Here is a 22,136-nt window from a genome sequence, read left to right as displayed (position 1 = left end):
ATGACTGTTCTGCGTGTGGCTCTTGTTGAGCTTAAGCGCCTGACCAGCGGTGTTTTGCCGGTTCTGGTGCTTCTTGCTATGTCTTGCATCCCGCTGCTGTACGGCGCCCTGTACCTGTACGGTAACTGGGATGCTTACGGCAATGTGAATGGCATTGTGGGTGCTCTCGTGGTTGAGGATGAGGGCGCGACGGATTCCGAAGGTAAGCAGGTGAATACCGGTGCTGACGTGAAGAAGAATCTTCTGGATGCTGGCACGTTTGATTGGCGTCAGGTGCAGACTCGTACTGAGGCTGTCGAGGGTGTGGAGAACGGCACCTATGACTTTGCGATGGTGATTCCGAAGGATTTCTCGCGTAATTTGCAGAGTGCCGGTTCGTTTAAGCCTGATGCTGACGGTAAGACGGGCCCTATTGATGCGCGTTCGGCGGGTATCGAGGTCATTACGAATGACGCGAATAACTATGTGCTGACGAATATTGTCACGAAGGCGGGCACTGCGGTGCGTGATTCGGTGGCTGAGAAGGTCGGTAATTCGACGGCTAATTCGCTGTTGGCTAGCTTCACGACGATTCATTCGAAGATGGATGAGGCTGCTGATGGTGCGTCGAAGGTGAATAACGGTACGGTGAAGCTGGCGGACGCTATCACTCAGCTGAAGGACGGTACCGCCACGGTGAATGATGGTGCCGTGAAGCTGAAGGATGGTACCTCCTCTCTGGCTGATGGTCAGTCGCAGTTGTTGGATGGTCAGAAGCAGTTGGCTGAGGGGGCCGCGAAGCTTGCTGATGGTGTGTCGACTTTGGATTCTGGTGCGGCGAAGCTGGATTCTGGTGCCGCGAAGCTTGCTGATGGTGCCTCGAGCTTGAAGGATGGTTCGTCGACCTTGGCTTCGGCGGCGGCGTCTGCTTCTGAGGGTGCGTCGAAGCTAAAGGACGGTTCGGCGACCCTGGCTGAGGGTACTGCGAGCTTGAAGAGCGGTTCGGCGGCGGTTGCGAAGGGTGCTAATGATTTGGCGTCGGGTATTCATCAGTTGCGTGAAGGCATGGATCAGGCTGGTATTCGTGAGTTGCCGGCTGAGCTGAACGCGATGTGCATGCGTCTGCATGAGACGGATACTTCTGCTGGTAGCGGCGATTTTGGTCGTGACTTGTCGAATACTGTGGTGTCTGCGAGTGCGCAGAAGGTGCGTGCTCGGGTGACTCCGCTGGTTGAGGCGGGTACGTTGACTCAGGAGCAGGCTGATCAGCTGGTCGCTGCTGTTGATTCTGAGGAGACGAAGAATGAGGTTGCTGAGCTGAATCAGAAGGCTCTGCAGTCGCATCTGGCTACTCGTGATGCTGCCGCTGCTGATGCTCTGTCGAAGTTGCGCGCGTTGAAGTCGAGCCATTGTGTTTCTGATGGTTCGTCGTCGACTGCGGTGAAGATTCAGACTTTGGTGACTGGCGTGGATTCGCTGGATTCCGGTGCATCTTCGCTTGCCAAGGGCGCTTCGTCGGTGGCTGATGGTGCCGCTCGTGTGGATGCTGGCGCGTCCTCGTTGGCGTCAGGTTCGGCGAGCCTGGCTGATGGTAATTCCAAGATTGCTTCGGGTGCTTCGAGCCTTGCGAGTGGTTCTGCGACTTTGTCTGGTGGTGCTTCTGAGCTGAAGGAGGGTACTGATTCTTTGAAGAGCGGTACTGCCGAGCTGAAGGATGGTAGCGGTACTTTGGCGGAGAAGGAGCAGTCTGCGGTTGAGGGTCAGCAGAAGTTGGCTGATGGCGCGAATGAGCTGAAGGATGGTGCGTCGAAGCTTTCTGACGGTACGGCGAAGCTGTCTGACGGTTCTTCGCAGCTGAATGATGGTGCTTCCGAGTTGAAGGATGGTACTTCGTCGCTGGAGAGCGGCCTGGCTTCTGGTGCTAAGCAGGTTCCGAGTCTTGCGCCGACTGATCAGGCGAAGGTTGCGGATACGATGTCGAACCCGGTGACTTTGTCGCATGATTCCTTGGCGTCGGCTCGTAACTATGGTGAGGGCATGGGTCCGTTCTTCATGTGCTTGGCGTTGTGGATTGGCGGCTTGATGCTGGTTCAGACGCTGCGCGTGATGAATAACCGTGCGTTGGCGTCGCATGCTCCGTCGATTCGTGTGATGCTCGGTAGCTGGATGCCGTTCGGGCTGGTGGGTATTGCTCAGGCGACTCTGATGTTTGCCGCGATTAAGTTTGGTTTGGGCTTTGAGATGGCTCATCCGTGGCTGGTGTGGCTGTTCCTCTGCTATGTGGCTTTGGTCTTTACCGGTTTCATTCATGGTTTGACGGTGATTTTGGGTGCGCCGGGCAAGCTTGTTGCTTTGGTCATTCTGATTCTGCAGTTGATTACTGCGGGCGGCACGATGCCGTATGAGACTTTGCCTGAGTCGATTCGTTGGATGCATGATTTCTTCCCGATGGGCTATGCGGTGGCGGGTACGCGTCGTTTGGCGTATGGCATTAATGAGTCGAGCCTGTGGGGCATCATGCTGGTTTTGACTCTGTGGGGTCTGGCTGGTCTGGTGTTGGGTTACATTGGCACGCGTCGTGATCGTACGTGGTCCCTGAAGAAGCTGGCTCCGGAGATTACGGTGTAACAAACCCTGTTTAGTCGCACCGGGGGAAAACTGTCTAATAAAATAGAGATATATCTGCAAAAAGGGAGGGAGGACTGCTGATGTTGCAGCGCCCAGTCGCTGAAGCTTCAAGTCGTCGTCCCGGCCGTACAGGTAGAACTCAGTTGAAGTTGTTCAACGCTGCTATGGAAATCATGACCGAAAAGGGGCTTGAGTACGCCACTGTTGAAGAGGTGGCTGCCCGGGCGGGTGTTTCTAAGGGAACCGTGTATTACAACTTCGGTTCTAAGAAGACCATGGTGGATCAGCTGGTTCAGTACGGCACGCAGTTGCTGCTGAGCGATGCGCGTCGCGCGGCGTCGGTTCATTCTGATCCGCGTGAGGCGTTGCGGAGTGCTGTTCGCGCCGCGTTCCAGTATCTTGAGGACCGTCCGGGTTTTACTCGGATGTGGCTTTCGGAGGCATGGAAGGGTGCGGATGGTTGGACTGAGGCGATGAGCGATAACCGTCTGAATCTTCTGGATTTTTTGGAGGAGATGACGGAGGCTGTGGCTCGCCGCTATACGGTTGATACCGCTCAGAATCCTCGTGCGATTGCGATCTCTATGTTCGGCGCGATTTATATGCTTGCCATGGATCGTGAAGTGCATCAGGCGGAGCGCAATGCTGAGGATGCAACGCGTGCTGTCATGCTGGTTGTAGATGGGTATATCCGTCATTAGGCGGACCTGTTGGGTCTGCAGACGTAGCCGGGACTTCGGTGTCGGGTGTCGAAAAGGGCACGGTTAAAGGGGCCGTGAAAGAGGCGATACCCGGCTGCCGTACGCGCACGATATGTAGGCTCGTTCTTGCCCTCCTGTTGGGGGTGTGCTATAGTTTTCCACTGTTGGTGGTGTGTCCGAGCGGCCGAAGGTGCATCACTCGAAATGATGTTTGGTGTAAAAGCCAACGGGGGTTCAAATCCCTCCACCACCGCACCAACGAAAACCCGTCGAGATTCGTCTCGGCGGGTTTTTGCATGCCCGGATTGTTTTGGGGTGGTGATGGCGGGTGCGTTGGCAGGGGCGTCGGTGGGCGCGTTGGTGGGTGTTTGTGCGGCGGTATTTGCTGTGTTTTATAGGGTGTGTGCCACTTCCGTGGGTTTCCCGGTGCTTGCGGTTTCGGGGCTGGGTAAAATCGTATTATGCGTATTAAGATTCTTGACCACCCGCTGGTCTCTCACAAGATTAGTGTTCTGCGTGATAAGAACACTCCGTCCCCGATTTTCCGTCAGCTGGTTGATGAGCTGGTGACTCTGCTTGCCTATGAAGCGACTCGCGAGATCCGCGTGGAAGAGGTTGAGGTTGTGACTCCGGTGGCGACTACTACCGGTGTTCGTATTGCTGATCCGAAGCCGCTGGTTGTTCCGATTCTGCGTGCTGGTCTGGGCATGCTGGAGGGCATGACCCGTATGGTTCCGACCGCTGAGGTTGGCTTCCTGGGCATGGCTCGTAATGAGGAGACCCTGGATATTGTGACTTATGCTGAGCGTCTGCCGGAGGACCTGACTGGCCGCCAGGTGTACCTGCTGGACCCGATGCTGGCTACCGGTGGCACTCTGATTGAGGCAATTAAATTCCTGCGTAAGCGCGGCGCTGAGTCTGTGACTTGTGTGTGCCTGATTGCTGCTCCCGAGGGCATTGCTGCTCTGGAGAAGGGCGTTGAGGGCATGGAGAATGTTGACCTGTTCTTGGCTGCTCGTGATGAGCGTCTGAACGAGAAGGCGTATATTATTCCGGGTCTGGGTGACGCCGGTGACCGCCTGTATGGTCTGGCTGAGTAATAGCCTGGCTGAGCGAGCTTATTTGCTTACGGTGAGCGGGCGCCTCTGCATATGTATGTGCGGAGGCGCTTTGCTACGTCTTGTGAGTATTCGGTGGGTTGCGTGCCGCGGTGTGGCGGTGCGTGTCTAATGTGTCCGGGGCTTGGGTGGCGATGGTGCGGCTGGGTGTTGGTGTAGGCTTTTGCAACACCCTCCCTATATGTGATTAGGAACACATTAAAGCATTTGAGGGCGCTTCAAAACTTCAAGCATATTCACAGTCTCACATGAAAATACAGGGTATGACCCATACATAAAAGAAACCGTGAATATTTATGTGCGAAAAATTGTGAAAGCTTCAGGTTGCGCCTCAAACCTCCCAAAATAGCGGAGGGGTATTGTACTCCTATTGGCCTCAAGGGGGTATCCATTATGCTGAATCCGCTTGATTTATCTGCCAAATAGGAGAAATATTAAGTAAGAGGATTGAGGCTCAACAGGTATTGGGGACTGTTTGCCTCGGCGTCACTTCCGGCGCACCCCACCCCATGTACGACTGGGATCCCGTACACAGACTTTGAGAGAAGGTTGAACCATGTCAGGCGCTGTACCTGGATATGTCCACATCTCCCAGCGCGGTCGTGCCGCTAAGCGTCAGGCCGTGCAGCCCCAGCGTCCCGTTGCGCAGGCCGCAACGTTGCGTCCGATGACTTTCTCAGCCGGTGACCCTGCCCATAAGCAGGCTCAGGAAAATGAGGCACGCGGCTTTGTGCTCTATGTTGGTTTGAATGAGGAACTTGCTGCAGCGAACGGTACCTCCCTGGTGCGTATCGTTCAGGATCTGCGCACTTACGCACACCACCTGGCTCCCGAGTCGGAGTCGTACGCCGCTGTGGCGTTGGCTCCGGTGAATGCTGAGGGTAGCGACCTTGAGGTGGTACGTAATGCGCTCGGTGATCCGACCGCAATGTATATGCACCCGGAGGCGCATGTCGCCCGCGAAGCAGAGACCACGAATAGCCACTCTTCGGGTGTGCTGATTGATTTGGCGCGCCGCGAGGTGTTCCTGGATGGTGAGCCGCTCATGCTGACCTTCAAGGAATTCGAGCTGCTGGCACATCTGGTGGAGAACTCTTCCCGCACCGTGGGTCGTGAGGAGCTGCTGAAGGCGCTGTGGAGCTCCGGTGACGAGCATCCGCATGAGCGTACGATTGACGTGCATATTCGTCGTCTGCGTTCGAAGCTGGGCCGCCTGTCGGGTACTGTGCGTACGGTGCGCGGTCAGGGTTACCGCTTCTTTGAGCACCCCGAGGTTGTCGTCTGGGCTGCTCCGGAATACTCAATCTAGTTTTTAGAGTGCACCCCGGTGTGCTGGCGTGATGCCGGTGCGCCGGGGTTTACTTGTGCCCGCCTGGGGGGTGTTAGTGTGCGTGCTGTGGCGGCGTGCGGCACGTTCCGGCGCCCTCTAGATAGAATGGGTGTATGGCTGAAAATTCTTCCAACACTGCATCTGGCTCGCACCGCAGCGGGGTCAAGCGTCTGATTATTATGCGCCATGCGGAGGCTGATTGGGGTCTGAATGATTTTGATCGTCCGCTGACGAAGCGTGGCCATGAGCAGGCTGCCGCTGCTGGCGCCTGGCTGGCGGCTCGCGGTTATATTCCGGAGCAGATTATGTCGTCGTCGGCTTTGCGTACTCGTCAGACGACGACTTGGGTTTCGGATGGTTTGGGGGCGAAGGCGCCTACTGCTCATCTGGATGAGGGGCTGTATGAGGTGTCTGCGTCCCGCATTATTGCGCGCATCAACAGTGTTTCGGAGAATGTTCATTCTTTGATGGTGGTGTCGCATCTGCCCGGCGTGCAGGATGCCGCGCAGCGCCTGATGAGCCCGGATTCTGACCCGAACGCGTCCATGGATGTGTATTACGGTTTCCCACCCTCTTCCATTGCGGTGTTTGAGGTGCCGGGGGAGTGGGCTCTGCTTGATGGTGCGGATGCGCGCCTCGTGGACTTCAAGAGCTTCTAGACCAGGAGTTTCTAGCCCAGGTTTTTCTAGGCTTTGTACCTGAATGAAATGGGTAAAGCAAAAGCCCCGTACCAGCCGGTACGGGGCTTTTTGTGGCGGAGACGGGGGGATTTGAACCCCCGGTCGAGTTTAACCCCGACCCTTCATTAGCAGTGAAGTCCATTCGGCCGCTCTGGCACGTCTCCACGGTGCGCTCGTGAGCGCATCCCTATAAGAATATAGGCTGTTTTGCGCTTGGTCAATTCGACCCACGCTTGGGGGATATCTCTGAGCGTGTGTTGCTCTATAGGGCGGACTATGGATTGTAGGCTTTGAGGCTTATAAGCATTTTCGATAAACTGCTACCGTCCGACCGATAAATAGAGGGCGTCTCTGGCGTGTGATTTTTCCATACAGTGTTGCCAGAGTTGTCTTATTTACTCAACGAAATGAGAAATCATGTCTGAAAACCCCAACAACCCCCAGCCCCAGTTCAACCAGGACCCCCAGTTTAGCCAGCAGGCACCCCAGTTCAATCAGCAGGCTCCTTACGGTGTGCCCGTTCAGACCCCTGAGCAGCAGGCTCAGGCGAAGAAGGCAAAGACCCTGTCGATTGTCTCTCTGGTGAGCGGTATTGTGTGTCTGTTTGCTTTCGGTTACATCCTTGGTGCTGTAGCTATTGTGACGGGCCGCCTGGCTATGAATAACCCCGAGCTAAAGAACCGCGGTATGGCTATTGCCGGTACTGTTCTGGGCGCCGTCGGTATTATTTTGCTGGTCGCTCTGAAGATTTTTGTAAAGCAGTAAGATTGAAGCTACCTGCAGTAGCCTCATGATTTGAAGAAGCCCGCGAGCGCCCCGTGTGTTCGCGGGCTTCTGTGCGCCTCATCAGTTTTCTGGTCAGTGCATATATGCTGCGGATAGCTCCAGAATGACGAATCCGTTTGTGCCCACCTCAGCGATAGGTTAGGGTGAGTAAGGTTCAATACACACCATTCACACGAAAGAGGGACCACATGTCTCAGAACCCGCAGGACTCTAACTCCTACGACTACAACCCGGAATACGGCAACCTGAACGAGCAGAACGCTCAGAACGGTCAGCAGCAGTACCAGCAGCAGTACCAGCAGCCTGGTCAGTACGGTCAGCCTATGATGGTGCCTGTCGGCATTGTTCAGAAGACCCCCGAGCAGCTTGCTGGCGAGAAGGCTGGTCAGACCTCCATGGTGCTCGGCATTATTGGTCTGATCTGCAACTTCTTTGTTAGCTGGTGGCTGTTCGGTCTGCCCTCGCTGATCATGGGTGTTATCGGCATTATGAAGGCTAATGAGGCTGAGCGTTTTGGCACTGCAGCTTCGGGCGGTCGCATCATGGGCTGGATTAACGCAGCTTTTGGTGGCCTGTTCTTGGTTGTAATCGGTGGTTTCCTGCTGCTGGGTCTTATCGGCGCGGCAGGTGCTGCTTCTTCCTCTTCCAACCACTTTACTGAGCTGGTCGGCACCCTGGCACTCTTCTAAGAGCTCATTCGCAGGGTATAGCGGAAGCCCCGTTCCTCGATGTGAGGAGCGGGGCTTTTGCGTACCTGATAAGGCGCATATCCAGCGCATCAAAGTCTGTTGTGCGGGGTTGCATAACGGCCTTAGTTGTACCCGTTCCATTCATGGGTTAGGGTGAATTAGGTTTAACACACACCAGCCGTACGAAAGTGAGATGCCATGTCTCAGACTCCTCGGGGTTCAGACCCCTACGACTACAACCCGGACTACAACCGTCTGAACGAGCAGTACAACCAGAACGGCCAGTACGGGCAGAACACTCAGTACGGTCAGTATGGCCAATACGGTCAGGGTTCTTACGGCCAGTACGGGCAGAGCTCCTACGATCAGTATTCTTATGACCAGTACGGTCAGAATTCGTACGGTCAAGACTCGTATGGTCAGAATCAGTACGACCCGTACGGTCAGCAGTACCAGCAGCCCGGCCAGTACGGTCAGCCCATGATGGTTCCTATTGGCATTGTTCAGAAGACCCCCGAGCAGCTTGCCGGTGAGAAGGCTGCTCAGACTTCCACGGTGCTCGGTATTATTGGCTTGATTTGTGCTCTGACGTTTGGCTGGTTCTTGCTGGGTCTGCCCTCTCTGATTCTGGGCGTTATCGGTATTATGAAAGCTAATGAGGCTGAGCGTTTCGGTGTGGCGGCTTCGGCTGGTCGTATTCTGAACTGGATTACCGTAGTTATTGGTGGCATGTTCCTGGTGCTTTTAGGTGGCAGTATGCTACTGGCGATTATGCTGGCTCTTTCTGATTCCGCAGCTAATTCCAGACTGGTGGATGTTGCGCAGATGCTGGCACTTTTCTAAACACTTTCGCCCTCACTGGAGGGTACGCATAAGCCCCGTTCCTCAACGCAAGGATCGGGGCTTTGCTGTGTATATGCCGTATGTTTCGTGGATTGGGCTCGACATGCTTGTTCCCCCGGCAGGGAAAGTCTAGGGTGGGCTTAACACCCGGTATTGAAAGGTCGTGGATACAATGTCGTCCTACTACCCGCAAGAGCCCAACCCCTTCGACCGGAATTTCGGCTACAAGGGGCTAAAACAGAATAAAAACACGAGCGAACACTATGACGACTACAACCCGAATGACCGCTACGACCCTGATAGTCGGCCTCCGCTGACATCGGTTCTGAACAAGAGAAGAGAGCCTTCTGAATGGGGTCTGGGGGAACGAGCCTCGCAACTCTCACTTGCCTTCGGTGTGCTCAGTCTTGTCAGTGTTTCGGTATGGGGCTGGTGGCTTTTCGGTACCCCTTCTGTAGCTCTGGGTGCTCTTGGTCTATGGAAGGCTAAGGAAGCAGATCGCTACGGTGCGATTCCTGCCGCGGGCCGCGTGCTGAGTTGGGTGGCTATTGTCAGCTTTGTGCTCGTGAACCTCTGGACACTGTGGGTGTGGATACGCAGTTATTAGGCGTTTTTGTCAGGTGTAGGAGCCTTCGATAGTAGGTGCATAGGGTGAAGCTAATATCTATTGTGTGTGGAATATGAAAGGTTATGATGCCCCAAAATAATGAAGTTTTTGATTACAATCCCGAATATGCCAAGCTCTACCAGGGAAATGGCAGCCCGCAGTCTGACGCTGACAACACGGACGATTGGACGCAACATGCGAGCAAGCAACCTTCCGACGAGCAAAGGGCACAAGACGGTAAAAAGGCAGCGAACGTATCCCTGCTTTTCGGCGCCCTCGGCCTCCTATTTTTCTTTCTAGGGTGCTGGTTGTTTGTCCACGATTTTGACAGTGGTGGTCTGCAGATAGTTGTTGTTGCACCGTTGCTGAACGTCCTGGGTATTTGGCAGGGGCGAGTAGCGAAACAGCACGGTGTACCTGCCCTAGCGGGTCGTATTCTCAGCTGGGCGGGTGTAATTTTTGCCCTTCCCTTCGCCATCATCGTCGCATTGTTCTTGATTGCCGTAGCCGGCCGCATATAACGGCGCCCCCGGTAACTCAAAACGGCGTATGCAAAGAGCCCTGTTCCTCGTGTTGAGGTACGAGGCTTTGCTGTATGTATGCCGTATGTTTGGTGGAATCGGCTCGACATGCTTGTTCTCTCGGCGGGGGAGGGTCTAGGGTGAAGTTAACACCCCCCTCGTGCGGAATGTGAAAGGTTGTGGATGCGATGTCGCAGCTACCCCAAAATAACGAAGATTTTGATAACAACCCTGAATACGCCAAGCTCTACCAAGCGGATGACAGCCAACAGCCGGAGACTGACGGCACGGACGACTGGGAGCAACCTGCGAGCGAGCAACCTCCCGCTGTGCAAGGAACACAAGACGGTAAAAGGGCTGCGAACTTCTCCCTGCTTTTCGGCTTCCTCAGCCCGCTGTCTTTCGTTCTAGGGTTTTGGTTGCTTGTCCAGGGTCTTGGAGAAAGTGGTCTGCAGGTAGCTCTCGCCGCGCCGGTGCTGAACATCCTGGGTATCTGGCAGGGGTGGGTAGCGCAGAGGCACGGTGTACCTGCCCTAGCGGGTCGTATTCTCAACTGGCTGGGGCTATGCTTTTTCATCGGTATCGCCGCCCTCTTCATGTATATTGCGAATGCCTTGTCACAAATCAACTGACGACGCCCTCCGGTAACTCAAAACGGCGTATGCAAAGAGCCCCGTTCCTCAATACGAGGAACGGGGCTCTTTGCGCTCCACACGTGGAGCAGAAGCTAAAACGCGGATGGTAAGGGATTTGAACCCTTGAGACGGGGTCACCGCCTACTGGTTTTCAAGACCAGCTCCTTCGGCCGCTCGGACAACCATCCATACGCACCAGAGACCGGCATTTTATGGCAATACCGTGCCGCAGGGCACTACGAGATTATCTCATGCGATAAGCTTTCTGTAAATCGCGCACCAACGATGGTGCTTCCGGCAATGAGGAGGACTCATGAGAGCAATTATTGAGAACAGTCACGGCGGACCTGAGGCTCTGACAATCAGCGAAGTCCCCGCCCCCGTACCCCGATCCCACGAAGTTCTCGTCCGTGTTCACGCCGCCGGAATCAACCGCGCCGACGCCCTGCAGCGCCGCGGATTCTACCCGCCGCCCGCCGGCGCGAGCGCCATCTACGGCCTCGAAGTAGCCGGCGTCATTGAAGCGGTCGGTGAAGGCGCCTCCGTGGAGAACTGCGGCACCCCCGTCATGGCGCTCCTCGCTGGAGGCGGCTACGCCGACTACGTGACCGTACCGGTCGACCACGTGCTGCCCGTACCCGAACAGCTGAGCTTCGCCGAAGCCGCCGGTATTCCCGAAGTCGCGGCAACCGTCTACTCGAACCTGGTGCTCACCTGCGGTATGAGCATGAACCCCGCCGAAAACCTCAAGGAAGACGGCGAACCCGCGGTAGTGCTCGTGCACGGCGGTACCGGCGGTATCGGTGTACACGCCATCCAGCTGGCGCTCGCCGTAGGTACCCGCGTGTTTGCAACCGTGAGAACTGAGGAAAAAGCAGAATATGTGCGCTCACTAGGTGCTGAACCGATTGTTTATACCGAACATTCGTTCCGTGAAGTTCTGCTGGCTGAAACTGGCGGACGCGGCGCTGACTACATCCTCGACGTCGTGGGCGGAAAGTACCTGGACGACAACCTGCACACCCTCGCCGACGGCGGTCACCTGTGCATTATCGGTCTGATGGGCGGCGCCAAAGCAGAAGTGAACCTGGGGTATATGCTCTCCCGCCGCCTGTCAGTGCACGCCACGAGCCTGCGCACCCGTTCGGACCGGCAGAAGGCTGAGATTCTGCGCGGTGTACGCGAACACGTGCTGCCTCTCATTGAATCCGGCAGGATTGGCGTGGGTCTGGATCGTATCTTCGACATGGAGGAGGCGGCTGCCGCCCACGAATACTTCGACTCGGGTCAGCATCGAGGCAAGATTGTGCTGCGCATGGTCTAGAAATCGCTACGCCCCCGCGGTGCTATTTTAGGCCGGTGCCATTTTAGGCTGGCACCGCGGGGATCGTCGCGTGAGCGGCGTGAAGAAAATCTGGGTTTGAAATAAACAGTTGACTGCTGACATCTCGTCACTAAAAGAGATTTAGGGTAACCTAAGTATAGGGAGGTTTGCGGGTCGCCGCAGAGCCCATCACCGGCAGCCTCCACCGATCAACAAGCACGGCACACACACCACGCAGAGGAGGGCACATGGGACTTAAAAGCTACCTGCAATCGCGCCGCGACGACGCCGAGCTCGGCAAAGGCATCTGGCGCCGATCCCACGACCGGTTCATTCGCGGTATCGACCGCTTCCACCAGGTCCTCGAACGCCTAGCGGCAACCGACTCATCCGACTCCATGATCGAGCTCATCGTGCCGGACGCAAACGCGCTCGCCGACCTCATCCCGCGCGTGCGTGCAGTCGCCATGGAAGCGCACCGCCTCGCCCCCAGCGACGGCGATATTCCCGCCTCTCCGTTCGGCACCTACTCCGACCTGAACCGCGCCCTCTCCAAGGCGGGCAACGCCGTGGCACTCTGCGCCGAAGCGCTCGCCATGGCACGTTGCTTCGGCAACTGTGCCACCGGATGCGACCGCCAGGTGAGCGTGCACCGCCGCGTGGAAACCGTCCTTCAGCACATTGAGGAAGCCGAACGCCTCATCCAGCGCGCCCAGAAGGAAGCAACCGGCGAGCTGACCTTCGACGATGGAATCCCCGTAGGCCGCACCGAACTCGTCGAAGCCTAACACCAATCGCGTGACCCGCCCGCAGCACCCACACCGGACGCTGCGGGCAGGCTCATTTAAACCGCCCACCGTGCCGCGTCCGCCAGATGAACACGGCCAATCTGAACGGTGACTAACAGGCGAGCTAGTTTGATGTGCACCTCAACAGGCGATACGCTTAAAGAAGGGGTGTAGGACACTTCTTATGCGGTTCCGTCACAATGGAGGTGACGACACAATGCGATGGTACGCGCGGAAGAACCGCAGGCTTTTTCCTGCCCCTCTACGGCACAACCCAATGCACAATAATTCACGGAAGAAGTCACACACCATGTTTGAATTCCACCGCAACGAGCGCGCACGTCAGCTGCGCCCCAGCCTCTCTCGTTCCTGGCTCCTCGTGCGCGCCAACTCCACCGAAGAAGTTTTTGAAGAGGCCTTCGAATCCGAGGCTGACTCCATCATCATCGACCTCGAAGACGGCTGCCCCGCTGAAGAGAAGGACGCAGCCCGCGAACAGGTCGTCCGTATGCTCAACTCCGGCGTCGTCGCATGGGTGCGAATCAACGCCATCACCACCGAACACTGGTGGAAGGACGTCAAGGCCCTCAAGAACGTGAAGGGTCTGCGAGGCGTCATGCTCGCCACCGCAGAGCACGCTACCGACATTGACCGTACCGCAGCCGAGCTGCCCCCCGGAACCCCCATCATCGCGCTGATCGAGTCTGCACTCGGTGTGCACCACTCCGTCGAAATTGCGCGCGCAATCGGCACTTTCCGCCTCGCATTCGGTGCAGGCGACTACCGCCGCGACACCGGCTCCTCCGCAACCCCCATGGCGCTCGCCTACGTGCGTTCGCAGCTGGTCATCGCCTCCACCCTGGGTGGTCTGCCCGGCCCCATCGACGGCCCGACCCTCGGCGCATACGGTGCTGACCTCTCCAAGGCATGCGGCTTCGCAAACGACCACGGCATGACCGGTAAGATCACCCTGGACATCCGCCAGGCTGAGACCATCAACGCAGCATTCTCCCCGAGCGAGCTCGAAATCGAAGAAGCACACCAGATGCTCGACGTGCCCCTCGACGGCCCCCGCGACGGCTCCTACCTGCCGCGTTACCTGCGTGCAAAGAAGGTCAAGGAACTCGCCAAGGTTTACGGCCTGTGGGGCAAGACCGACAGCGACTTCCAGCGTGCCTCCAAGTAAGGTGCTGGCGTAAAGTACACGTGTAAAAAGCCGCGCATCCGGCCCCTGAACGGGGAATCGGATGCGCGGCTTTTGTCTGCCTGAAACCTCACGAGGCTACAGCCTGGCGGGCTGCTGGTCGGCGGTCTAGTTGCGGGGCGATTTGCCGCCCGTCAGCGCATGAGCGCACACGTACGAAGTCACCAAGGAAATCACAATCGGCACCAGGAACGAGGTGTCATCCTCATACACGGAACGGTAGAAGAACCACACCGCCAGGGAAACCACCAGCGCCAGCACGTACACCAGAGCAAAACGCATCGTGGGGCTCATCGGGCGTGCAGAGCCCGCAGCGGCGCGACCTGCCTGCGCACGGCCACTCTGGCGCTTAGCGGATGCGGATCGAGAAGACATGAGAATCTCCTAAAGTTCGACGGTGACATCTTCGAGAAAACGACAACTCTCAGATGCTAAAAACCGCCGCAACACACCGGAAACCGGCACGCGTTACGGCGGATGTGGAGCCCCCAGTGGGATTCGAACCCACGACCTTTTCTTTACGAGGGAAATGCTCTACCCCTGAGCTATAGAGGCGCATATGCTGCCGTTCTCAACTGCCCGAAAGCAACCGGTGAACAGTGCATACCCCGCAATAGTACCAAAAAGGCGGGGGAGAGGCTAATTACTTTCAACACCGGCCCCGCAGCTGGGAGCAGGCGACAGGGCGGCTATGGTGTGCACTGCATTCACCCCGCAAACCCGCCCGAAGATAGGGAAAGTTCAGGGCAGAGGCATACAATAAACCCTATACCCACGGCGGCTGACAGCACCTCAGAGTGCACATCAACCACAGATTAATCAACCACAGATGTAGCAAACAGGCCAGCCCGCCACCCGTAGAGAGAGGAACCACCATGACTTCACCCCTCAACCGCCGCACCCTGCTACTGGGCGTAGTGCCCGCCGCCGCCCTGGGGCTGAGCGCATGCGGTTCCAGCTCCTCCCAGCCTTCCGCATCGGCGTCTGCGAGCGGTTCGGCGAGCGCATCTGCAAGCACCGCCGCTACCTCGGCAAGTGCATCCGCTAGCGCTTCGGCATCCGCTGACCCTTCGGGTACTGCTTCGGCAACCGCCGATGACGGCTACGTCGGTTACCGCCTCAACCGCGAAGTACCCGGTGCAGGCACCGCAACCCTGTACACCGACTACGAGTGCCCCTACTGCGCTAAGGCAGAACCTAAGTTTGAAGAAGCCGCCAAGAAGCTTGACGGCATCATGAACGTGACCGTGCGTCACATGCCGCTGAACATGCACGCCAACGCCGTACCCGCCGCGCTCGCCGTAGAAGCCGCAGCAGCTCAGGGTAAGCACGTTGAAATGGCGAACAAGCTCTTCGCCACCCAGAACGACTGGAAGAACATCAAAGAACGCGATAAGCTGCGCACCCTCTTCAACGACTACGCCAAGGAACTGGGCCTGAACGTCGAAGAATTCGACAAGGTCCTACTCGCCTCCGACACCGTCAAGCCCATCCAGCGCGACTACGAGCACGCCGTGAAGATTGGCGTGAAGGGCACCCCCACCTTCGCCGTGAACGACAAGGTCATTGAGGGTCTGGATTCTTCCTCCTCGGTGGATGACCTGGTCAGCACCTTCAAGCGTGAAGCTGGCGTGAAGTAGTGGCGCACATTCAACTCTCCGGCGGGCAGCGCGCCGAAATTCACCCCGACGGGTTCAGCGACCACGGCCACGTCCTCGAAATCGGTGGCGCCGAGCAGTCCCACGTGGACGTACAGAACCCCGACTACGTGTTCTACGAGTACCTGCGCCGCATCGCAAACGCGGTGGATGCGCTCGCACCCGCCGGCGAACCCATTACCGCCGCACACCTGGGCGCCGGTGCGCTCACGCTCGTGCGCTATATTCAGGCGACCCGCCCCGGCTCCCGCCAGGTTGCCGTGGATATTGAACCCGAGCTCATGGGCTTCGTAACGGACCGCCTGCCGCTCCCCGCCGGAACCGACTGCCAGCTGGTGGTCGGTGACGCCCGCGAGCAGCTGGCGAACCTGCCCGAACTGCTGGGCGTGCCCGGCTTCGACGCGATCATTCTCGACATCTTCACCGGCATGGACGCACCCGCCCACCTGGCGAACCGCGACTTCTACCGCGGACTCAAGGACGCCCTGAACGAGCGCGGTATGGTCGCCATCAACGTGGGTGACGACGCGGGTCTGCCCTTCTTCCAGCTGCAGGCAGCCGCCATGCTGGAAGTCTTCGACCACGTGTGGTGCCTGTGCGAAAGTTCCATGCTTAGCGGGCAGAATGAGGGCAACCTCGTGCTGGTTGGTACCGCCCGTGAGCTGGACGAGGACACCCAGGACTGGCTGTACGCCCTGGGCCCGCATCCGGCGGAGGTGCTCACCACCGATGAGCTGCGCGACCTGCTGGACGAGCTGGCTGAGAGCTAAACCTGACATACAAAACCGTTGAGGAGGGTACCTAGCCGGTACCCGCCTCAACGGTTTTGTATATGGGTTTTCTCTATGCCGCGCGCCGGCAGAATCTTGGTTTTATTCGGGTAGCGGCACGGGAACGGGGTCCTCACCGTCATCCTTCTGTTTGGGGGAATCGCCCTTCGTGGTGGTGAGCGTAATACCCACACTCGCCGTCATCAGCAGACAGATTGCCACCCAACGAATCGGGCCGGTCTCCTGATCCAGCAACGCCCAACCGGCAATCGCCGCAATCGCCGGTTCCATGCTCATCAGCACACTAAACACCTGCTGCGGCAGGTTACGCAGAGCCATCAGCTCCGCGCTATAGGGAATCACCGAAGCGAACATGGCGGTACCAAAAATCATGAGGAGCAGCATCGGATCCTGCGCCGCATTCCAAATCGGCTGAGGCGCCGGAACAACCGCCGCCACCGGGGCAATAAACGCAGCACCAACAAGCATCGCCACCGCCAGGCCGCTCGCACCCGGAACCAGGGCACCCACCTTCGCGCTAGAGCGAATATACAGCGCCCAGAACACGCCAGCAATCAGCGCGAACGTCAGACCCAGGTAGTCGGTATCCTTACCGACCGCCGCCTCGTAGCCGAGCACCAGCATGCCCGCCAGGGCGCAGAGCACCCACACCGCGTCGCGGAGCCTGCGCGTCAGCATGGACGCCAACGCCAGCGGGCCCAAGAACTCCACCGCAACCGCCAAACCAATCGGGATGTGGTCAATCGCGCAATAGAAGAAGCCGTTCATCAGACCGAAAGTCATACCGAAAATGATGACGGCACGCCACTGCTCCTTCGACCAAGACAGCGCACCCGGCGGCATTTCGCCGCCGCGGCGGGTACGCCAACGCGCCGCCAACCACACGGCGCTACCCACCACTATGGAAGCAATCGCCAGGCGGCTGACGCTAATAGCTAGAGCGCCAAACAGCGGGAAAAGAGTAATCGCGAACGCGGCACCGAACTGCAGCGATGAGCAGGACATCAGCACAAACATAATGCCCAGTGCGGGGCGTTGAGATGAAGTATGCGGCATGATTCTCCTTCCTGCGCCTCACAAGGCGGTACTTCTCCACGTGTGCATGCTGTGCCGCTACGGGGCAGAACGAACGCTCCAATAGCGCCGTTTAAAGAGCGCGCCCCCCCGGGCAACACGAGATACTATCCTACTCGTTACCCGGGGGGGGCTAGAAGCCGTTGACACGGCTACAGTTCAGTAGATTAGAGGCCCTTCGCCTCACGGTCAGCCTTAATCTGTTCAGCCGACGGAATCGTAATAGAGTTAGTCGCCATCTGCGCAATATCCACCGCGTGCGCATCCACCGCACCCGGCAGGTAATGGTCCGCATCCTCCAGCGTGCCGTCCTCCTGCGCCTTCTTCTGCGCACGAGCGTGAGAAATCGAAATACCGATACTCGCCGCCACCAGCAGAGCAATAGCAACCCAACGAACCAGGCCGGTAGCCTCACCAAGCATCACAATACCCACAGCCGCCGCAATCGCAGGCTCCAGGGACAGCACCACGCTATAAATGTGCGCGGGCAGCAGACGCAGCGAAGAAACCTCACCCAGCGCCGGCAGGGCAGAAGCCAGCAGACCCATCAGGCAGCCAATAGCCAGCAGGTGCACATCCTGGGTGACCTTCAACAGGTTATTGCCGCTTATCAGGAACGGGAACGGCAGAACCAGCAGGGTAGAGACAACGTTACCCACGACCATGCCGCCCATACCCGGAATCAGAGCGCCAACCTTCTCAGTCGCCAGAATATAGGCGGCACGAGAAATAGCGGTCAGGATTGCGAAAACCACACCCATCAACGCGAAATCTTCAGGCTTCGCCTGGGACTCAGCAGTCAGAATCGCCATGCCCGTAAATGACAGAGCAATCCACACCAGGTCCAGCTTACGGCGCGACATAACCGTCGCCAGCACCAGCGGACCCATAAACTCAATAGCCACCGCAATTGCTAGCGGAACCTGCTCAATAGCCACATAGAAGAAGGCATTCGCACCGGTCAGGGCGACACCGAGGACAATGACCGCCATCCACTGCTGACGGGTCCACGAACGAATCTGCGGGCGGAAGAACACCCACAGCAGGATAGAAGATGTCAGCAGGCGCAGAGCGACCACGCCCCAGGGGCCCAAATCGCCCATGAGCTGCTTGGCAAGAGCCGCACCGAACTGCGCCGAAATAATCGCGCCGGTCGCGTACGCAACACCCAGCCCCTGAGTCGCCAGGGGAGAACGCGCAGCATTGGGCGTATGGGTGGAAGAAGTCATAGTATTCCTTAGGATTCAGAAGAGGTATTAGCCGCTATCTGTCATCAGGCGCAACCCGAATCTCCGTGAAGCAGGTCACGCACTATGCAAACAATGAATAGTGTGTAATCTACGACAATTTTACGCGCTTTAAAATTGGGCGCAAATAAAGACCAAAACACCCTAACAAGCGATCAAAAACCTCCACGCCCTCGGTGAAATTTCACCCCCCAAACCCCACCACAGGCCCCATATTCAGGAAAAATTCACCAAGCCGTGATTTACTGAGAGCATGCTTGACCCGAAGAAGTCTCTATTCGATGAAGACGGCAACCCCCGTCCCGCACTGACCACCACCCTCGACAACGTACTGCGCATGCAACGACCGCTCGCGCTGTCCATCGTCAAAAAACTGCGTGAAGCACACCCCGACGAAACCCCCGAACAAATCCACAAGCGCCTCGACCGCACCTACCTGCGTGACATCACCGCCATCGGCGGCGTCACCGGCGCATCCGCATTCGTGCCCGGCGTCGGCACCGTCACCTCCATGAGCCTGTCCGCGCTCGCAGTCGGCGGCTACCTCGAACGCACCGCACTCTACGCCCAGGCAGTCGCAGAACTGCACGGCGTGCACGTACACGACCCCGAAACCGCCCGCTCCATGGTCATGGCAATCATGCTCGGCGAAGAAGGCTCCCAGCTCATGAACACCGTGCTGCTGCAGACCGGCAAGGCAGGCGGTGTCTCCAACAAGTGGGGCATGCTGCTCGGCAACTCCTCCAGCGGCAAGATGTTCAGCGTCGAACGTACCATCCGAAACATGTTCATCCGCCGCTTCCTCACCCGCCAGACCGGTGCACTGCTCGGCCGTGCCCTGCCCTTCGGCGTGGGCGCAGTCGTTGGCGGTGGCGCGAACCTGACCCTCGGCAAGGACGTCGTGCGCAACACCCGCCGAGCCTTCGGCGACGCGCCCGCCTACTTCCCCGCAGAGCTCATGATTACCCCGCGTGCACCGCGCGTACAGGGCGGCGAAGGTTCGGACGGCTCCTCCGGCGTGGCTGGCTCCCTGCTCAAGGGCGTCAAGGACGCAGGTAAGGCTGTAGGCAAGGTCTTCACCCGCGACAAGGGCAACGACACCGAAACCGGCCACCGCCGCATGCTCGGCCGCTAAAATCCTCGCCAGCTAACAGAACATAGCAAAGACCCAACACACTAAAGACCCCGGCTCCCTAAACACAGGGAACCGGGGTCTTTAGTTTTTAATCCTTTGCTACGGACTAAGCGTTCTTCGCGTGATCCAGCAGCTGAGCCGCAATACCGTTGTAAGTGTGCGGAGTCAGAGCCGACAGGCGCGCTTCAGCCTCGGGGGAGAGACCCAGAGTAGCCACAAACTCCTTCAGACGAGCTGCATCCACGCGGTGACCGCGAGTCAGCTCCTTCAGACGCTCGTACGGGTTCTCCATGCCGGGAACACCCGCAATAGCCTCAGCACGCATCACCATCTGGATCGCCTCAGCCAGAACCTCCCAGTTCGCATCCAGGTCAGCGGAAATAACCTCGGTCGCAATATCCAGACGCTCAAGACCCTTCACCACATTGGAGATAGCCAGCACCGAGTGACCAAACGCCACACCAATATTGCGCTGCGCCGAGGAGTCAGTCAGGTCACGCTGCCAACGAGAAGTCACCAGAGTCGAACCCAGCGAATCCAGCAGAGCGTTAGAGAGCTCCAGGTTAGCCTCCGCATTCTCAAAGCGAATCGGGTTCACCTTGTGCGGCATAGTGGACGAACCGGTCGCACCAGCCACCGGAATCTGACGGAAGAAACCAATCGAAATGTAGCTCCACACATCGGTGCAGAGGTTGTGCAGCACGCGGTTGAAATGAGCGATATCCGAGTACAGCTCAGCCTGCCAGTCGTGCGACTCGATCTGAGTGGTCAGCGGGTTCCAGGTCAGGCCCAGGTGCTCCACAAAACCGCGAGAAACATCCTGCCAATCAGCGTCAGGAACCGACGCATAGTGAGCAGCGTAGGTGCCGGTTGCACCATTAATCTTGCCCAAGAACTCAGCAGCAGCAACGTGCTTCACCTGGCGCTTCAGGCGGTACGCGAGCACGCCCAGCTCCTTACCCAGGGTGGAGGGAGTTGCAGGCTGACCGTGAGTACGGCACAGCATCGGCACGTCGCGGCCTTCCTCAGCCAGCTTCAGCAGAACCTCAATCAGGTTCTCAGCGGCAGGAATCCACACGTTCTCAACGGCGTCCTTGATGCCCAGCGCGTAGGCGAGGTTGTTAATGTCCTCGGAGGTGCAACCGAAGTGAACCAGCGGCACCAGGTGACCCAGGCCCAGACCCTCCAGACGGCGGCCAATGTAGTACTCGACCGCCTTCACATCGTGAACGGTGACTGCCTCAATCTCTGCCAGCTCAGCGACAGAATCAGCGTTGAAATCGGTCACAATGGCGCGCAGGCCCTTCTTCTGCTCCTCGCTCAGCGGGGACAGACCCGGCAGCACCTCGTGCTCGCACAGGTAAATGAACCACTCAACCTCAACGTGGATGCGGTCGCGGTTCAGCGCCGCCTCAGAGAGGTAGTTGGTCAGGGGTGCGGTCACGGAAGCGTAGCGTCCGTCGAGGGGGCCCAGCGCAAGTTCGCCGGTGCCCAGGTCAATACGGCCAGAAGGCAAGAAGGTGTTATTGGTGTGAGACATAGCTCTATTTTTGCATGAATTCGCTGAAAAAAAGAGGCGGGAAGAGCATATGGACGTGACGGGCGGCTTGGTTAGTTACAGAAATATGACAAAACGAGGGGATGCGGAGGGGGCATTTTTTGGGTTTTGAGGACGCAAAACGTGCGAATTTTTCGAAACAAGCCTGAGTTATCCACAGGTTGGCGCACTCCACCTGCACGGTCACCGCAACAGATTTAGCCTAAAACAAACCCGCCGTGAAAGGACACACCATGACCACGATTGTTGACACCGCACCACCACCCGTACCCCAGCTGCCCCGAATCGAACCGACCGATATCCTCCGCGCAGCAGGACACATGGGCATCGGCACCGCCGCCGGCCACGCCCTCGCCGAGCAACTCATGGCAGCCGCCGCGCTCGCCCGCGCCAAAGGCGCAGAACTCTCCCACCGGATGCGCACCGAAGCCCAAGAAATCCGCACCGCACACCAACGCGCCAACGAACTCAACGGCGACCACTGGGCATCCGAAGCCGGACGCGCCTACCGGCGACAACTCGAAGAACACCGCGAAAAAATCCGCAACCAGGCCGAACAAGCCGAAAGCGCCGCAGCCATGATCGCCGCCGCCGGTGAAGAACTCGCCAACGACCTCACCGCCAAAGCGCAGGCAATCCAAGCTGCCGCCTCCGTTGTAGACGGGCTACTCGGCAAACTCGCCGACGGCGCAGCCGACGCACTCGAAAAACTCAACCCCGGCGAAATCATCGCCCGCTCAGGCGTGCAAAAAGCCCAGTCAACGCTGGATTCACTCATGCACGTGAACCTGCCCGACGGGCTGAGCTCGCTCATCCGAACCCACTAACCTCACCCTAGGA

22 protein-coding genes and 4 tRNA genes are annotated in these 22,136 nt (G+C 58.0%); 19 read left to right on the top strand and 7 right to left on the bottom strand.

Annotation, left to right across the window (positions count from 1 at the left end):
• From AB8C10_RS00520 to AB8C10_RS00495, 6 genes are all read left to right on the top strand, one after another.
• Positions 1-2,607, top strand: a complete 2,607-nt coding sequence (locus tag AB8C10_RS00520; protein ID WP_368866485.1) for a YhgE/Pip family protein — start codon at positions 1-3, stop codon at positions 2,605-2,607.
• Between the two features lie 80 nt (positions 2,608-2,687).
• Complete coding sequence (locus tag AB8C10_RS00515; RefSeq protein WP_102033562.1) at positions 2,688-3,308, top strand: TetR/AcrR family transcriptional regulator; 621 nt, start codon at positions 2,688-2,690, stop codon at positions 3,306-3,308.
• Between the two features lie 166 nt (positions 3,309-3,474).
• Positions 3,475-3,561, top strand: a tRNA-Ser gene (locus AB8C10_RS00510).
• A 208-nt stretch (positions 3,562-3,769) separates the two neighbouring features.
• Positions 3,770-4,408, top strand: coding sequence for a uracil phosphoribosyltransferase (upp, locus tag AB8C10_RS00505; RefSeq protein ID WP_070832204.1), 639 nt, complete (start codon positions 3,770-3,772; stop codon positions 4,406-4,408).
• A gap of 574 nt (positions 4,409-4,982) precedes the next feature.
• Positions 4,983-5,735, top strand: a complete 753-nt coding sequence (locus tag AB8C10_RS00500) for a winged helix-turn-helix domain-containing protein (RefSeq protein ID WP_368866484.1) — start codon at positions 4,983-4,985, stop codon at positions 5,733-5,735.
• A 134-nt stretch (positions 5,736-5,869) separates the two neighbouring features.
• Complete coding sequence (locus AB8C10_RS00495; protein ID WP_005504419.1) at positions 5,870-6,415, top strand: SixA phosphatase family protein; 546 nt, start codon at positions 5,870-5,872, stop codon at positions 6,413-6,415.
• Between the two features lie 93 nt (positions 6,416-6,508).
• On the opposite strand, the gene AB8C10_RS00490 is transcribed toward AB8C10_RS00495, so the two are convergent.
• Positions 6,509-6,600: transfer RNA gene (locus tag AB8C10_RS00490), tRNA-Ser, on the bottom strand.
• A gap of 253 nt (positions 6,601-6,853) precedes the next feature.
• Between AB8C10_RS00490 and AB8C10_RS00485 the strand changes: the two genes are divergently transcribed.
• From AB8C10_RS00485 to AB8C10_RS00460, 6 genes are all read left to right on the top strand, one after another.
• Positions 6,854-7,201: a DUF4190 domain-containing protein gene (locus AB8C10_RS00485; RefSeq protein ID WP_070819268.1), complete on the top strand. Its 348-nt coding sequence runs from the start codon at positions 6,854-6,856 to the stop codon at positions 7,199-7,201.
• Positions 7,202-7,410: 209 nt separating this feature from the next.
• Positions 7,411-7,911 carry a DUF4190 domain-containing protein gene (locus tag AB8C10_RS00480; protein WP_368866483.1) on the top strand — a complete coding sequence of 167 codons (501 nt, stop codon included), beginning with the start codon at positions 7,411-7,413 and terminating at the stop codon, positions 7,909-7,911.
• Between the two features lie 198 nt (positions 7,912-8,109).
• Positions 8,110-8,754 carry a DUF4190 domain-containing protein gene (locus AB8C10_RS00475; protein ID WP_368866482.1) on the top strand — a complete coding sequence of 215 codons (645 nt, stop codon included), beginning with the start codon at positions 8,110-8,112 and terminating at the stop codon, positions 8,752-8,754.
• A 172-nt stretch (positions 8,755-8,926) separates the two neighbouring features.
• A complete protein-coding gene (locus tag AB8C10_RS00470; RefSeq protein ID WP_005504423.1) occupies positions 8,927-9,361 on the top strand; it encodes a DUF4190 domain-containing protein in 435 nt (144 codons plus the stop codon).
• An 83-nt stretch (positions 9,362-9,444) separates the two neighbouring features.
• Positions 9,445-9,882 carry a hypothetical protein gene (locus AB8C10_RS00465; RefSeq protein WP_049340393.1) on the top strand — a complete coding sequence of 146 codons (438 nt, stop codon included), beginning with the start codon at positions 9,445-9,447 and terminating at the stop codon, positions 9,880-9,882.
• Positions 9,883-10,070: 188 nt separating this feature from the next.
• Entirely contained in the window at positions 10,071-10,514 is a 444-nt protein-coding gene (locus AB8C10_RS00460) for a hypothetical protein (RefSeq protein ID WP_049353995.1), read from the top strand.
• A gap of 103 nt (positions 10,515-10,617) precedes the next feature.
• Here the strand turns inward: AB8C10_RS00460 and AB8C10_RS00455 are convergent.
• Positions 10,618-10,705 (bottom strand) — tRNA-Ser (locus tag AB8C10_RS00455).
• Between the two features lie 125 nt (positions 10,706-10,830).
• Between AB8C10_RS00455 and AB8C10_RS00450 the strand changes: the two genes are divergently transcribed.
• From AB8C10_RS00450 to AB8C10_RS00440, 3 genes are all read left to right on the top strand, one after another.
• Positions 10,831-11,841 carry an NAD(P)H-quinone oxidoreductase gene (locus AB8C10_RS00450; protein WP_368866481.1) on the top strand — a complete coding sequence of 337 codons (1,011 nt, stop codon included), beginning with the start codon at positions 10,831-10,833 and terminating at the stop codon, positions 11,839-11,841.
• Between the two features lie 248 nt (positions 11,842-12,089).
• Complete coding sequence (locus AB8C10_RS00445) at positions 12,090-12,629, top strand: dehydrogenase (RefSeq protein ID WP_070738161.1); 540 nt, start codon at positions 12,090-12,092, stop codon at positions 12,627-12,629.
• Positions 12,630-12,939: 310 nt separating this feature from the next.
• A complete protein-coding gene (locus tag AB8C10_RS00440; RefSeq protein ID WP_070738164.1) occupies positions 12,940-13,815 on the top strand; it encodes an HpcH/HpaI aldolase/citrate lyase family protein in 876 nt (291 codons plus the stop codon).
• Positions 13,816-13,941: 126 nt separating this feature from the next.
• Here the strand turns inward: AB8C10_RS00440 and AB8C10_RS00435 are convergent, their stop codons facing one another.
• On the bottom strand, positions 13,942-14,208 hold the full coding sequence (locus AB8C10_RS00435; protein WP_005504446.1) for a hypothetical protein: 267 nt from the start codon (positions 14,206-14,208) through the stop codon (positions 13,942-13,944).
• Between the two features lie 105 nt (positions 14,209-14,313).
• Positions 14,314-14,388 (bottom strand) — tRNA-Thr (locus AB8C10_RS00430).
• 320 nt (positions 14,389-14,708) lie between these two features.
• On the opposite strand from AB8C10_RS00430, the gene AB8C10_RS00425 reads away from it, so the two are divergent.
• Positions 14,709-15,473 (top strand): DsbA family protein, encoded by a 765-nt coding sequence (locus tag AB8C10_RS00425; protein WP_368866480.1) that lies wholly within the window; start codon positions 14,709-14,711, stop codon positions 15,471-15,473.
• On the top strand, positions 15,473-16,261 hold the full coding sequence (locus AB8C10_RS00420) for a spermidine synthase (RefSeq protein WP_049338409.1): 789 nt from the start codon (positions 15,473-15,475) through the stop codon (positions 16,259-16,261). The genes AB8C10_RS00425 and AB8C10_RS00420 overlap by 1 nt, the downstream gene beginning before the upstream one ends.
• A 102-nt stretch (positions 16,262-16,363) precedes the next feature.
• Here AB8C10_RS00420 and AB8C10_RS00415 read toward each other — a convergent pair whose 3' ends face one another.
• Positions 16,364-17,338 (bottom strand): EamA family transporter, encoded by a 975-nt coding sequence (locus AB8C10_RS00415; RefSeq protein WP_049358274.1) that lies wholly within the window; start codon positions 17,336-17,338, stop codon positions 16,364-16,366.
• 185 nt (positions 17,339-17,523) lie between these two features.
• Positions 17,524-18,585, bottom strand: coding sequence for an EamA family transporter (locus AB8C10_RS00410; RefSeq protein WP_012902817.1), 1,062 nt, complete (start codon positions 18,583-18,585; stop codon positions 17,524-17,526).
• A gap of 271 nt (positions 18,586-18,856) precedes the next feature.
• Between AB8C10_RS00410 and AB8C10_RS00405 the strand changes: the two genes are divergently transcribed.
• Positions 18,857-19,738, top strand: coding sequence for a hypothetical protein (locus tag AB8C10_RS00405; RefSeq protein ID WP_012902818.1), 882 nt, complete (start codon positions 18,857-18,859; stop codon positions 19,736-19,738).
• 106 nt (positions 19,739-19,844) lie between these two features.
• Here the strand turns inward: AB8C10_RS00405 and purB are convergent, their stop codons facing one another.
• Positions 19,845-21,278: an adenylosuccinate lyase gene (gene purB / locus AB8C10_RS00400; RefSeq protein ID WP_070677694.1), complete on the bottom strand. Its 1,434-nt coding sequence runs from the start codon at positions 21,276-21,278 to the stop codon at positions 19,845-19,847.
• A gap of 251 nt (positions 21,279-21,529) precedes the next feature.
• Between purB and AB8C10_RS00395 the strand changes: the two genes are divergently transcribed.
• The gene (locus AB8C10_RS00395) at positions 21,530-22,123 is read left to right on the top strand and encodes an ABC transporter substrate-binding protein (RefSeq protein WP_096740959.1); all 594 of its coding nucleotides are present in this window, start codon (positions 21,530-21,532) and stop codon (positions 22,121-22,123) included.
• The last annotated feature ends 13 nt before the right edge of the window (positions 22,124-22,136 follow it).

This window comes from Rothia mucilaginosa, assembly GCF_964210535.1.
Lineage (GTDB): Bacteria > Actinomycetota > Actinomycetes > Actinomycetales > Micrococcaceae > Rothia > Rothia mucilaginosa_F.
This window is presented reverse-complemented; position numbering and strand designations above follow the sequence as displayed.

Coding starts and splice junctions, on each gene's coding strand:
- AB8C10_RS00520 (WP_368866485.1), top strand. CDS start 1: ATGACTGTTCTGCGTGTGGCTCTTGTTGAGCTTAAGCGCCTGACCAGC.
- AB8C10_RS00515 (WP_102033562.1), top strand. CDS start 2,688: ATGTTGCAGCGCCCAGTCGCTGAAGCTTCAAGTCGTCGTCCCGGCCGT.
- upp (WP_070832204.1), top strand. CDS start 3,770: ATGCGTATTAAGATTCTTGACCACCCGCTGGTCTCTCACAAGATTAGT.
- AB8C10_RS00500 (WP_368866484.1), top strand. CDS start 4,983: ATGTCAGGCGCTGTACCTGGATATGTCCACATCTCCCAGCGCGGTCGT.
- AB8C10_RS00495 (WP_005504419.1), top strand. CDS start 5,870: ATGGCTGAAAATTCTTCCAACACTGCATCTGGCTCGCACCGCAGCGGG.
- AB8C10_RS00485 (WP_070819268.1), top strand. CDS start 6,854: ATGTCTGAAAACCCCAACAACCCCCAGCCCCAGTTCAACCAGGACCCC.
- AB8C10_RS00480 (WP_368866483.1), top strand. CDS start 7,411: ATGTCTCAGAACCCGCAGGACTCTAACTCCTACGACTACAACCCGGAA.
- AB8C10_RS00475 (WP_368866482.1), top strand. CDS start 8,110: ATGTCTCAGACTCCTCGGGGTTCAGACCCCTACGACTACAACCCGGAC.
- AB8C10_RS00470 (WP_005504423.1), top strand. CDS start 8,927: ATGTCGTCCTACTACCCGCAAGAGCCCAACCCCTTCGACCGGAATTTC.
- AB8C10_RS00465 (WP_049340393.1), top strand. CDS start 9,445: ATGATGCCCCAAAATAATGAAGTTTTTGATTACAATCCCGAATATGCC.
- AB8C10_RS00460 (WP_049353995.1), top strand. CDS start 10,071: ATGTCGCAGCTACCCCAAAATAACGAAGATTTTGATAACAACCCTGAA.
- AB8C10_RS00450 (WP_368866481.1), top strand. CDS start 10,831: ATGAGAGCAATTATTGAGAACAGTCACGGCGGACCTGAGGCTCTGACA.
- AB8C10_RS00445 (WP_070738161.1), top strand. CDS start 12,090: ATGGGACTTAAAAGCTACCTGCAATCGCGCCGCGACGACGCCGAGCTC.
- AB8C10_RS00440 (WP_070738164.1), top strand. CDS start 12,940: ATGTTTGAATTCCACCGCAACGAGCGCGCACGTCAGCTGCGCCCCAGC.
- AB8C10_RS00435 (WP_005504446.1), bottom strand. CDS start 14,208: ATGTCTTCTCGATCCGCATCCGCTAAGCGCCAGAGTGGCCGTGCGCAG.
- AB8C10_RS00425 (WP_368866480.1), top strand. CDS start 14,709: ATGACTTCACCCCTCAACCGCCGCACCCTGCTACTGGGCGTAGTGCCC.
- AB8C10_RS00415 (WP_049358274.1), bottom strand. CDS start 17,338: ATGCCGCATACTTCATCTCAACGCCCCGCACTGGGCATTATGTTTGTG.
- AB8C10_RS00410 (WP_012902817.1), bottom strand. CDS start 18,585: ATGACTTCTTCCACCCATACGCCCAATGCTGCGCGTTCTCCCCTGGCG.
- AB8C10_RS00405 (WP_012902818.1), top strand. CDS start 18,857: ATGCTTGACCCGAAGAAGTCTCTATTCGATGAAGACGGCAACCCCCGT.
- purB (WP_070677694.1), bottom strand. CDS start 21,278: ATGTCTCACACCAATAACACCTTCTTGCCTTCTGGCCGTATTGACCTG.
- AB8C10_RS00395 (WP_096740959.1), top strand. CDS start 21,530: ATGACCACGATTGTTGACACCGCACCACCACCCGTACCCCAGCTGCCC.